The organism is Candidatus Magnetaquicoccus inordinatus (genome assembly GCF_004217665.1).
GTDB lineage: Bacteria > Pseudomonadota > Magnetococcia > Magnetococcales > Magnetaquicoccaceae > Magnetaquicoccus > Magnetaquicoccus inordinatus.
In genome coordinates this window covers 1-11,962 of sequence record NZ_RXIU01000112.1, presented here as the reverse complement: position 1 = coordinate 11,962, position 11,962 = coordinate 1, and the positions used below count along the sequence as shown (strand labels likewise).

Annotated in this window: 8 protein-coding genes; 7 read left to right on the top strand and 1 reads right to left on the bottom strand. The window is 52.1% G+C overall.

Annotation, left to right across the window (positions count from 1 at the left end; all coding sequences use genetic code 11):
- Nucleotides 1-85: 85 nt before the first annotated feature.
- Nucleotides 86-1,495, bottom strand: a complete 1,410-nt coding sequence (gene gltX, locus EJP87_RS09495; protein WP_130471629.1) for a glutamate--tRNA ligase — start codon at nucleotides 1,493-1,495, stop codon at nucleotides 86-88.
- Between the two features lie 249 nt (nucleotides 1,496-1,744).
- Between gltX and EJP87_RS09490 the strand changes: the two genes are divergently transcribed.
- The 7 genes from EJP87_RS09490 (at nucleotide 1,745) to EJP87_RS09460 (ending at nucleotide 11,919) form a co-directional block, all read left to right on the top strand.
- A complete protein-coding gene (locus EJP87_RS09490) occupies nucleotides 1,745-2,800 on the top strand; it encodes an SEC-C metal-binding domain-containing protein (RefSeq protein ID WP_130471628.1) in 1,056 nt (351 codons plus the stop codon).
- Nucleotides 2,797-4,614 (top strand): aspartate--tRNA ligase, encoded by a 1,818-nt coding sequence (gene aspS, locus EJP87_RS09485; RefSeq protein ID WP_130471627.1) that lies wholly within the window; start codon nucleotides 2,797-2,799, stop codon nucleotides 4,612-4,614. The genes EJP87_RS09490 and aspS overlap by 4 nt, the downstream gene beginning before the upstream one ends.
- Nucleotides 4,615-4,862: 248 nt before the next feature.
- On the top strand, nucleotides 4,863-5,966 hold the full coding sequence (aroB, locus tag EJP87_RS09480; protein ID WP_130471626.1) for a 3-dehydroquinate synthase: 1,104 nt from the start codon (nucleotides 4,863-4,865) through the stop codon (nucleotides 5,964-5,966).
- Between the two features lie 39 nt (nucleotides 5,967-6,005).
- Nucleotides 6,006-7,688 (top strand): sulfatase-like hydrolase/transferase, encoded by a 1,683-nt coding sequence (locus tag EJP87_RS09475; RefSeq protein WP_130471625.1) that lies wholly within the window; start codon nucleotides 6,006-6,008, stop codon nucleotides 7,686-7,688.
- A gap of 629 nt (nucleotides 7,689-8,317) precedes the next feature.
- Nucleotides 8,318-9,301 (top strand): acrylyl-CoA reductase (NADPH), encoded by a 984-nt coding sequence (acuI, locus tag EJP87_RS09470; RefSeq protein ID WP_130471624.1) that lies wholly within the window; start codon nucleotides 8,318-8,320, stop codon nucleotides 9,299-9,301.
- Between the two features lie 440 nt (nucleotides 9,302-9,741).
- Nucleotides 9,742-10,077, top strand: a complete 336-nt coding sequence (locus tag EJP87_RS09465; protein ID WP_130471630.1) for an XRE family transcriptional regulator — start codon at nucleotides 9,742-9,744, stop codon at nucleotides 10,075-10,077.
- Nucleotides 10,078-10,191: 114 nt separating this feature from the next.
- The gene (locus EJP87_RS09460) at nucleotides 10,192-11,919 is read left to right on the top strand and encodes a hypothetical protein (protein ID WP_130471623.1); all 1,728 of its coding nucleotides are present in this window, start codon (nucleotides 10,192-10,194) and stop codon (nucleotides 11,917-11,919) included.
- The last annotated feature ends 43 nt before the right edge of the window (nucleotides 11,920-11,962 follow it).

The window sequence follows — 11,962 nt, the reverse complement described above, 5'->3', positions numbered from 1 at the left end:
AAACGCCGCTGCATGCAGGACTCCGTCCTGCACCTGCCAGGAGGAGATAATCTCCTCCTGGACCTCCATAATAGTTTTTTCTTTGTTATTTCGGTTTGTTTTGCAAGAAGTCAATCGCATCCTGTAAACGCTGTAACGACTTGCTCCGGCCTAACAAATATAAGGTCTCATGAATCCCAGGCGACGACGCCGTCCCCGTCAAGGCAACCCGTACCGGTTGCGCCAATTGCCCCATCTCCATCTGCAAATCCGCCACAACCTGCCGAAAACAATGATCAATCTCTTGCGCTTGCCAGGTTTCCAGCCCGGCCAATGCCTGATGCAAAGCCATTAACGATTGCGGAAGCGCAGAGAGCAGATGCTTCTTCAAGGCTTTTTCTTCATAGGGCCCTAACGTGTCCACAAACAAAAAGAGCGATTTGTCTACCATCTCCACCATGGTCTTGGCACGCGACTGAAATTCTGTGATCACCTGTAGCAAATAGGCCGTATCCTGCCCACGTATGCCACGCTTGTCCAATTGGTACCGATAATCAGGCAATAACTGCTCGGCGGTGGCGGTGCGAATATGATGACCGTTGATCCATAATAACTTGTCCAAATTAAAAATGGCGGCCGAACGCCCTACCTCGCGGATATTAAACAACTCCTGCATCTCCTGGCGCGTAAACAACTCCTGCTCCCCATGCGACCAGCCCAAACGCAACAGATAGTTGTTCAAAGCATCCGGTAAAAAACCATCTTCACGATACTGCAACACCGAAACCGCTCCATGTCGCTTGGAAAGCTTGCTGCCATCACTGCCATGCAACAAGGGCATGTGCGCATATTCTGGTACCGGCCAACCCAGCGCCTGAAAAAGATGAATCTGCCGTGGCGTGTTGCTGATATGATCCTCGCCGCGAATCACCAGATTAATGCCCATGTTATGATCATCCACCACCACCGCTAAATTATAGGTTGGTGAACCATCAGAACGAACCAATATCAGATCATCCAACTCCTCATTGGGAAAACGGATGCTTCCCTGAATATGATCCTCCCAGGCGGCTACCCCACTGCTGGGGGTCTGGAAACGGATGACAAAAGGCTGCTCGGCGGGAAAATCAGTGCGCGTGCGACAGCGCCCATCATAACGCGGCTTGATCTGCTGCTCACGCTGACTCTCACGCAACGCATCAATGCTCTCCCGACTGCAATAACAACGATAGGCTTTACCCTCGGCAAGCAGACGCTCTGCCGCCGCCAAATAGAGAGCGGTGTTGTCTGATTGAAAATAAGGGCCCTCATCCGGATCCAAACCCAGCCAATGCAAACCCTGGATAATGGCATCTACCGCCTCCTGGGTCGAACGCTCCCGATCGGTATCCTCAATGCGTAAAATAAAGGTGCCGCCCAGTCGCCGGGTGTGCAGTTGACAAAACAAGGCCGTGCGTGCACCCCCAATATGCAAAAATCCCGTGGGTGACGGGGCAAAACGTGTGCGGACACTCATGCGCTAACCTCCAATAGAAACATGCAAAAAGCTTCTCTCTGCCCCTGGCGCGGCAGGCAACAACACCGGGGCAAGCAGCGATTATATACACTTCTTCCCCCATTGCGGGAGGATTTATGTTGCAATGCGTTTTCTGACTGGCATTAAGTACGCTATGGGCATAGAATGTTGGGTCCTGTCTATTTTTGTAACTCTATTTCCAGCCATTTCAAGCCAGGGGGAGTGCCCTGGAACAGAGGAGTCGCCAGCGTGGGTGAAGCGAAAGATCTCAATAATCCGAATGTCTATGCGGAAGCGTTGGTACGCGCCGTTTTGAACCCCCAACGGGAGATGCTTGCCTCCTGGTTGGCCGGTGTCGAGGAGACAGCCTTTGGTTTGCGTCAACTGCCGTTTCAGGATTGGTATCTCTATTTTGCCGATCGTCTTTTGGATATGATGCCGCAACCCGAATTAGGCTTTCAGTCGCGGCCTCGGCGCAGTGTGGCTGCTCCCAAGATTGGCCGCAACGATCCCTGTCCCTGCGGTTCTGGCAAAAAATATAAGCTCTGTCACCTGGAGAGCGAAGAGAGTCCGGAGTGGAAATTGGGCTCGCCGACGCCGGAGATTCGTGCCATGGCGATTGCCCGTTTGGTGCATGAGTTGCCTTTGGCGCGTTTGGCAAAAATTCCCCTCAGTCAGGCGGCGCCTGTGGCTTTGACCGAAATGGCTTCGGTTTATCATGAACATGGTCGGGTTGATGAGGCGTTGCAACTGTTGCGTCAGGTGCTTGATGGCGAGCGTGAGGATCCCTTTTTGCTGTTTGATTATTGGATTGCCCGTTATGCCGAATGGTTGGTGGATGCTGGACGGGCTGCCGAGGGCGAGCAGTTTTTGCTCCAGGAGTATGATAATCCCCGTGGTGTAAAACCGTGGCAGGTGGCGCAAAAGTTGGCAGCTTTCTATATCGACCAGAGCGACCTGGCCAGTGCCGATACCTGGGTGGAAAGTGCTTTGGCTGGGGATGCGGAAAATCCCTTCAACCACTATCTGCAGGGTATGCTGCTGCATTTTGATGGCCTGTGGGAGGAGGCGGTGGCCGCTTACAAGCAGGCGTTGCAGTTTAGTGACCGCTTCCGTGAGGAGGAGCAGCTCTACATGAGCCAACTGGTCAATGAGGCGCTGCAGCGTGCCAGCCAGCAGTTGCCCTTCGATGAAGAGGAAGAGGGGGAGGAGCAAGAAGAGGTGGAAGAGGTTGCAGAGAGTGCTGCGGAGAGCTCCGTGGCAGCAACCCCCTCAGAGGATGCCGCACAAGGAACGCAACCATGAAACGCAGTGGCTATTGTAATGAAATCCGTGAACATCTGCTCGGCCAACAGGTGACATTGTTTGGTTGGGTCAACAGCCGCCGCGATCATGGCGGGGTAATTTTTATTGATTTGCGAGATCGCAGTGGTTTGGTGCAGGTGGTGTTTAATCCCGAACGGCAACCAGAGGTGCATCGGCAAGCTCATGGCTTGCGCAATGAATATGTGTTGCTGGTGCGTGGTGAGGTGGTATTGCGTCCTGCCGAAACCGAAAATCCCAAGCTGGCCACCGGAAAAATTGAGATATTGGTGGACCATTTGCAGTTGTTGAACACGGCGCAGCAGTTGCCGTTTCAACTGGACGAGGAGGGGGTAGGTGAGGCAACCCGTTTGCAATATCGCTTTTTGGATTTGCGTCGTTTGGAGATGCAGCGCAATCTGCAATTTCGCCATCGGGTGATGCAGACCACACGGCGCACCTTGGATGAGGCTGGTTTTTTGGAGATTGAGACGCCGATGTTGACCCGTTCGACCCCGGAGGGGGCACGGGATTATTTGGTGCCGTCGCGGGTCAATCCGGGGCAATTTTATGCCTTGCCGCAATCGCCGCAGTTGTTCAAGCAGTTGTTGATGATTGCCGGGTATGACCGTTATTTTCAGATTGCCCGTTGTTTTCGCGATGAGGATTTGCGTGCGGATCGGCAGCCGGAGTTTACGCAGATTGATTTAGAGATGTCGTTTGTGGAGGCGGAGGATGTGATGGCGTTGGCCGAGTCGGTGATGGCGGCCATTTTCCAGGAGGCGGTAGGCAGTGCTTTGCCGTTACCGATTCCGCGTTTGACCTATAAAGAGGCGATGGCTCGTTATGGTTTGGATGCGCCTGATTTGCGTAATCCGTTGCAGTTGGTAGATTTGACTGAGGCGATGCGGCACACTGCCTTTTCGGTATTTGCGCAGGCGGTCAAGCAGGAGGGGAGTCGTGGTGAGCGTGGCATGGTCAAGGCTTTGCGTCTGCCTGGAGGGGCGCAGCTCACCCGCAAACAGATTGATGAGTATACGGAGTTTGTGAAGATCTATGGGGCCAAGGGTTTGGCCTGGATCAAGTTGAATGGGCCGTGGCAGGAGGATGGCTGGCAATCGCCGATAGTCAAATTTTTCACGGATGCGGAGAAGGAGGCGATTCGTTCAGCCACGGCGGCGGAGGTGGGTGATATACTCTTTTTTGGTGCGGACCGGGCTTCGATAGTCAACGAATCGTTGGGGCGGTTGCGGGTAAAGTTGGGCAAGGATTTGCAATTGTTGCAGGGCAATCCCTTTTCATTTGTTTGGGTGACGGAGTTTCCGTTATTGGATTGGGATAATGAGTCGCGGCGGCATGTTGCGGTTCACCATCCTTTTACGGCGCCGATGGTTGAGGATCGTGGTGAGTTGGAGCGGCCTGGGATGGAGGAGCGTTTTCTCGATGAGGTACGTTCGCAGGCCTATGATTTGGTATTGAATGGTACGGAGATTGGTGGGGGATCGATTCGTATTCATGATCCGCAGTTGCAGGCGAGGATGTTGGGGTTGTTAGGCATTGCGGCGGAGGAGGCGGAGGAGAAGTTTGGCTTTTTGTTGCGTGCTTTGGATTATGGGGCGCCGCCGCATGGAGGTTTGGCATTTGGGTTGGATCGTTTGGTAGCGATTTTGTTAGGGGTAGAGTCGATACGGGATGTGATTGCCTTTCCGAAGACGCAGAAGGCGGGATGTTTGTTGACTCAGGCTCCTTCGTATGTGGATGCGTTGCAGTTGCGGGAGTTGTATTTACGGACGACGCAGGTACAGAAAAAGGAGTAGTACTATTTATCAGTATGCAGGAGGTTCAGGAGGGGATGATTCTCTCCCGAACCTCCGCAAAACTGTTTTCTCGTCTAAGCCTGAATAGTTGCAGAAAAAATCACCCTCTCTGCGCAAAGAACACTTGAACTCCTCTTGTGCAACGCTACAATCTGCTCAACTCTCGAACACTCCAACGGCATTGGAATGCACCCAACGATCCCTTGCAACCAACAGGACGAATCAGACATGGCCACAGGAAATCTCCCATGAAGGAGCCCGAAGATCTATTGACCGTCGCATTGGGCAGTCGTTCCTATGATATAGTTATCGGCTCTGGGCTGTTGGCAGAGACTGGTGAGCGCTTACGCAGGCTGTTGCCAGGAGGCCAAATAGCCATTGTCAGCAACAGCACGGTAGCGCCACTTTATCTGCAAAGTGTACAAAACTCTCTGCAAGAGGCTGGTTTCCAAAGTTTGCCGATCATTCTGCCGGACGGAGAGATGTACAAGGATTGGCAGCATTTGCAGACCATTTTTGATGCCCTGATTACCCACCGTTATGAGCGTTCTTCGGCTTTATTGGCGCTGGGTGGGGGAGTGGTTGGCGATATGACTGGCTATGCAGCGGCCAGTTTTTTACGTGGGGTGTCTTATGTACAACTGCCCACCACGCTGCTGGCACAGGTAGACTCTTCGGTGGGTGGCAAAACCGGCATCAATCATGCGTTGGGTAAAAATCTGATAGGTGCCTTTTATCAGCCGAAAACGGTACTGATTGACAGTGATACTCTGGCCACACTGCCGGAGCGTCAACTGCGTGCCGGACTAGCCGAGGTGATCAAATATGGGCTGCTTTGGGATGCTTCTTTTTTTGCGGAGCTGGAGGGGCGGCAGCGGGAGATTCTCCGGTTGCAACCAGCGGCGATTCGTTTGATCATCCAGCGCAGTTGTGCCATCAAGGCAGCGATTGTTGGCCAGGATGAGCGGGAAGGGGAACAGGGGCAGCGTGCTTTGCTCAATTTGGGCCATACTTTTGGCCATGCCATTGAGACCTTGACCGGCTATACCCAACTGTTGCACGGTGAAGCGGTTGCTATCGGGATGGTGATGGCTGCCGAACTGTCGGTGTTGCTGGAGCTTGCTCCTGCTGAGAGCTTGCAACGCACTTGTGCACTTTTGCAAAGCTATGGTCTGCCCATTCAGGCACCGGCCTTTCCGGTCGAAGCCTATCTGGAAGCGATGGCGCGGGATAAAAAGGTCCAGGATGGCAGTTTGCGTTTTGTGGTTGTGCAGGATATTGGTAGAGCCACTTTGCGCAAGGGAGTGCCCATCGAGGCCATTCGGCAAGCGATTAGCCGTCATACTCAATGATTGTTGCCACCTTCAGCCTGTGGATGAAACGGACTTATAATGAGCGCACTTCTTTCTCTTTTATTTTTTAACCGTTATACGCTCTTTGTGGCCGCCACGCTGCTTTATATTGTGGCCTCTCCGGTGATCGAAGGCAATACAGGCATTTTTCGCATGGAGCTGCCTTTGTTGCTGTATCTCTATTTTTGTTTGAATCGTCTGACTCGTCCCAGCTTCTGGCAGCCGCTGGTTACAGCCTTGCCGCTGGCGATGCTTTATATGGTACACGACTTTTATTTATTGCGTTTTTCGCGCATTCCCAAGTGGTGGGATTTCAATCAAGTACCTGAATTGCTGGCGGTGATCGATGCACCGTTTGCGCTGTTACTGGGGTTTTTGTTGTTGTTGCCTGTTTTCTTGCTGTTGTTGCATTTGCAGCTTTCGTTGCCCAGACTGTTTTGGTTGTTGCCGCTTTTGCCAGTTTTTATTGCCCCTTTCACTGCCCCGCATGCCTTTATCGAAGCCTTCATTAAACAATCCAAGCAGATGATCTACTATTCGGCCCAGGTGCATGTCAGCCTGAATGGTCGTTTGATCACCTCTTTGTATCATGAGGCCAAACGTTTGGAGACGTTGCAACAGTTGGGTAGTTATCGCAATGTGGAAAAGCTTTCCATGCGCTTGACTCCGCAGCATGCGTTGCAGGGCAATGGCAAGAATGTGCATTTGATTATCATGGAGAGTTTTTTGGATCCGGCGTTGTTTACGCGGGTGAGCAAGGAGTTGCGTTTGACACCGGCGCATCCTGATTTTCAGAGTCAATTTGCGCCTTATATGGGATTTTCACTTTCGCCGATTTTTGGTGGTTATACGGCGCAGCCGGAATTTGAGGTATTGTGTGGTGTACCGGCATTTCAGGAGTTTGACTCTATTGAGTTCAACCTGTTCACCGGGGCAAAAACCTATTGTTTGCCTTCGATTTTGCGGCAATTTGGCTACAGCAGCAGTGCTTCCAACGCTTACAAACCAGAATTTTTTAATACACCTGCTGCTTATCGTGGTTTGGATTTTGATGCCATCTATTTTGCGAAAGAGTACACTCCAGAGGCGGAGACCTATTTGGTGCGTGGGGAGGAGAAGGCTGATGGAGATGAATTTTTCTTTGACGGCGATTTGATGGAGCAAAATCTGGCTTATGTAGAGAAAAGATTGCAGGAAAAAAAACCATTTTTCAATTATTTGCTTACTGTCTATGGTCATTTTACCTTTGAGTTGGGTTCACGGGCTGGACCGGCGATGTTTCGGGTACCGGAGGTACCGGAGGCGGTGGAAAAGATACTGAACCAGCATTATTACCGTACCAAGGCTTTGGCGCACTATTTACGGCGTTTGATGGAGTTGGATCCCAGCGCGTTGATCGTTGTGGTGAGTGACCATTTACCGCCGTTGCCTGGGGGGAAAGGGGATTATGGGCGTTTGGGATATTTTCCGAATGATCCTGAGCATTTAATGTTGAATCGTCTTTTGGTGATTCGTGAGGGTAAAGCGGAGCGTTATGAGCGGTTTACCCATTTTAATCTGTATCGTTTGATACTCGATTTTGTTACGGATCAGGGGTATTGTCGGCAATTTTCTTGTCAATATGCTCATCCGATCGATCGGGAGAGTTTTCGCGAGGATTATCGCACGTTGATTGGTTTGGCTTCGGCGATGAAAGAGGATACGGATGGCACGGGACGTTGAGTGCTGAGATCAGTTTTATGGAGGTCCAGGAGGAGATTATCTCCTCCTGGTAGAGGTTTGGAGACGAAGTCTCCAAGGTTTTAGGCTTTTTGCTTTTATTTTTTGCTTTTGCTTTTATTTTTTGCTTTTGCTTTTGCGGCGCTTTTACAACAAGCCAAGGCGCTTTTTGCCTTGGCGCAGCGCCGCTCTAAACCGGAGGATTGGAGGCGGGAGCCTCCAAGGTCTTCTGCGGGAGGCACCATAAAGCTTCAGAAAAACTGAAATACCTGACGCTCTTTATACCGGAGGATTGGAGGCGGGAGCCTCCAAGCTCTTCTGCGGGAGGCTCCATAAAGCTTCAGAAAAACTGAAATACCTGACGCTCTTTCCACCCACATCTGCGAACCTCTCGCAACGTGGCTCGAAATGGCAATGTGCAAGTCGGGCTCCGCCCTCCCAAAGAGTGCCCCTTCGGGGCACAGATTGTCGCGGCGTGCGCGAATGCTACGCATTCGCTTCTGGTGAAACGCCGCTGCATGCAGGACTCCGTCCTGCACCTGCCAGGAGGGGATAATCCCCTCCTGGACCTCCGTAATAGTAACAAGAAAAAAAATCACCTCCCCCGTAAGGATATTGGAGAAAAAATCCACATGTTCAAAGGCATACTGATTCAAAAGGATGCACAAGGCTACCGAGCACAACTCCAGGAGATGGAAGAAGAAAATCTGCCCGAAGGGGAAGTATTGCTCGAAATAGCCTATTCAACGATCAATTATAAGGATGCCTTGGCCATTACCGGCTTTGGTCCCGTAGTCCGCCGCTTTCCACTGGTTCCCGGTATCGATTTTTCCGGCACCGTGCTCGCCAGCAAAGACCCACGCTACCAAGAGGGGGATCAGGTCTTACTCAACGGCTTTGGAGTCGGCGAACACCATTGGGGAGGTCTGGCCCAACGCGCCCAAGTGCAAGCCGATTGGCTGTTGCCGCTGCCAAAAGAGTTTAGCCCCTGGCAGGCAATGGCCATCGGCACAGCAGGCTATACAGCAATGCTGTCAATTTTGGCCCTGGAAAAGTTTGGAGTCACCCCAGAACAAGGCGAGATAATAGTCACAGGTGCAGGTGGCGGAGTGGGCGGAATCGCGGTGATGATCCTGGCCCATTTAGGCTATCGCGTGGTAGCAGCCAGCGGTCGCCCGGCCTTGCGTGACTATCTGCTGGAACTGGGAGCAGTAGAGATCATGGATCGCGCCCTGCTGGCAGCACCCGGCAAACCATTAGGCAAAGAGCGCTGGGCAGGGGCAGTGGATGTGGTAGGCGGCCCGGTATTGGCAAATGTCTGCGCCACCACCCGCTATGCAGGAGTGGTAACCGCCTGTGGCTTGGCAGGCGGCATGAATTGGCCAGCAACAGTCGCCCCCTTTATCCTGCGCGGAGTCACACTGGCAGGGATTGATAGCGTGCAAGCCCCTACCCAACTCCGCGAAGAGGCCTGGCGCCGCTTGGCACGCGACCTGGATGTCGAAAGATTGCAAGGGATGAGCCGAGAAATCAGCCTCAGCGAAGCCATCCCAGTCGCCAAAGCACTGCTGGAAGGAAGCGTGCGCGGCCGAGTGGTGGTCAATGTCAATAAATAACCCCTAAACAATATCGCGCACCAACCACCAGGAGGGTAATCTGCCCTTCTGGTGGTTTGCCCCCAAAAAAACAACCCCATCCAACAAGCTGCCCACTGCGCAAGGACGGCAAGCACATAAGAACAAAAATTATTATGGAGGTCCAGGAGGGGATTATCCCCTCCTGGCAGGTGCAGGACGGAGTCCTGCATGCAGCGGCGTTTCACAAAAGCGAATGCGAAGCATTCGCGCACGCCGCGACAATCTGTGCCCCGCAGGGGCACTCTTTGGGAGGGCGGAGGCCCGACCTGCACCTTTTCAGGTAGTGGCAACAGTGCGGAAAGATGCCAATGCGCTTGCCCCGCCCCACACAGTTTATTCCATTGACGGAATATTTCCTGCTCAGTTATCATGACAGGCAGCTCTACAGACAACACTCCCATGGCATAAGAGAAAAACAGATGGCCAAAAGATATTCTGAACTGCGCTCGGGCATGTCGGCTGCAGCACAAGAACAGGCGGAACGTTTGGCACAGGAGTTATTGGCAGAGATGCCCTTGCATGAGTTGCGACAGGCACGTGGGCTTTCACAAAGAGAGCTGGCGGAGAAGCTGCAGGTCCAACAACCTTCGATAGCCAAACTGGAGAGACGCACAGACATGTATTTATCCACCTTGCGCAACCATATTGCGGCGATGGGTGGCGAACTGGAGATCATTGCCCACTTTCCTAATGGAACGGTACGAATCAGCAATTTTGCAGATTTGGAGCGAAACACCCCTCCAAAAACACCATAGTTGCTTTTTTGCATCATTCCAACTGCCTGAAAAGCCACCAACCACCTCAAGGTTAACCAGGCAAGCGCTCTATCCCAACCTCATTGTACTACCCAATCTTCAGGAGTACTCGCGATGGCAGCAGAAAAGAAACCTTCCACCCCCGGACACTCTCTGCCTGTCGATCCTGAGATCGTCGCCCAGGTGGCAGCAAAAGCCCGCAGAAGCTTTCCCGACACGCGCCCGGAAGAGTATATTGCCCAAGCAGCCTTCAGCACCACTTTACCCCATGTCCGTTTTGCCGAGGCCATTCACTCCTTTGCCGAATGGAGCGCCCCGGAGTTGTGGAAGAGTCTGCAACATTTGCAGCCGCTATTATGCAATCTGGGCTGCAAACTGGATCCGATTGTCGCGTTGCTGCCGGTACACCCTGGTGAACCAGCACTGGTTGGTTTTGAATTGTTGGGCATAGGCCCCTACGGGGAATCATTTCCAAAGATTATTGAACAATTACCAAAAACAGCGGCGGAGGAACAAACCTCTGCACCCTCCGCTGCTCTGTTATGCGAATTTTTGTTTGCTGTGGTGCAGTTGGAAAGCCTGCGCTATTTGCAGGATCTTGCGCGGTATCAAAACATAAGAAACTTTGAGCATACAATTTTTACACTCAATTTTAACCAGGCGATGCTGCTTTCTCCACTGTTGGACAAGCTGATGCAGCGCTATGGCGATCTGTTGCGCTCCCCATCGGTCTATGTCGAGGTCAACGAAGATATTAAGGCGAATGATGCCTCATTGATCAAAACCAAGCTGCATGCCAACCGATGCAAAATCATCCTGGATGATCTGAACGATTGGGTCAACCAAGTCAGTGATGATTTCAAACCCTTGGCGCTCTGGACAAAAATTTCTCATCACAGATTTCAAGATCTACAAAAACGCGCAGCAGATGAAGGTGAAAAGATTCTTGAATTATTATCTAAATATCAAATATCTGGAAAACCGATGGTCGTGGAGGGGGTAGAGCAGAGTGTTCACTTTGACTATTTAAGCCACCATTGGCCAGCCCACGAACATCTCTATGGCCAGGGGCATGCGGTTCTGGCCGGAGATCCCTGGCGCAAATGGTTGCTGCCGCTCAAAGATTTTCCCACGCTCAAACAGGGTGGTGGTTATCTGCTCACCGCCAACCGACTCTATGCCGGAGTCATGCAAAGCCTCTACAACCGTTTTACCCTGGAAGAGAGCAAAACCCATATCCAGGCATATTTTCAAACCGACTGGGCGACCGTTATTGTAACCCATCCAACGGAAAGCCATGAACATCCTTTGCGCCTGCATATTCCTCTGGAAGAGAGGAGTAAACCGGAAGAAATTTTGCCTGCGCCACGGTCCAATGATCTGTTGATTGTCGAACAGGCCCCACGCTGGGAGAGACGGCAAAGCCAGCAACGCACGGTGCAAGATTTTCCCCACCTTCTGGAGACTTGGCTAAACCGTGACAAGCTGCTCCAACATGCTCTGAACAACAGCGATCGGCAACATCTCTATCTGCCTATCGATTATGTTACCTCCGCACTCAAGGAGAGCGAACAAGAGCAGGCAGGCAGCATCACCGATGCCCGACAATTTTTAGTGCAATGGTTGCAGGAGAGCGACCGTCCCTTTTGCGCACTGTTGGGCGACTCAGGCATGGGCAAAACCTTTCTCTGTCGGATGTTTGTTCGGGAGGTGCAACAAGAGCGGGAAAAGGGCAATCCGGAGGCGGCAAAATGGCCGGTTCCCCTCTATCTGGATATGCGTGATCTCCCCTCCTGGCCCATGGGCACCCCTTACAGGTGTAGGTTTTTTATAGAAAGTTAGAAATTAACGGCGAAACAAGAAGATCCGATAAATAAGTACGGTC

Coding starts and splice junctions, on each gene's coding strand:
- EJP87_RS09475 (WP_130471625.1), top strand. CDS start 6,006: ATGAGCGCACTTCTTTCTCTTTTATTTTTTAACCGTTATACGCTCTTT.
- gltX (WP_130471629.1), bottom strand. CDS start 1,495: ATGAGTGTCCGCACACGTTTTGCCCCGTCACCCACGGGATTTTTGCAT.
- acuI (WP_130471624.1), top strand. CDS start 8,318: ATGTTCAAAGGCATACTGATTCAAAAGGATGCACAAGGCTACCGAGCA.
- aroB (WP_130471626.1), top strand. CDS start 4,863: ATGAAGGAGCCCGAAGATCTATTGACCGTCGCATTGGGCAGTCGTTCC.
- EJP87_RS09465 (WP_130471630.1), top strand. CDS start 9,742: ATGGCCAAAAGATATTCTGAACTGCGCTCGGGCATGTCGGCTGCAGCA.
- aspS (WP_130471627.1), top strand. CDS start 2,797: ATGAAACGCAGTGGCTATTGTAATGAAATCCGTGAACATCTGCTCGGC.
- EJP87_RS09460 (WP_130471623.1), top strand. CDS start 10,192: ATGGCAGCAGAAAAGAAACCTTCCACCCCCGGACACTCTCTGCCTGTC.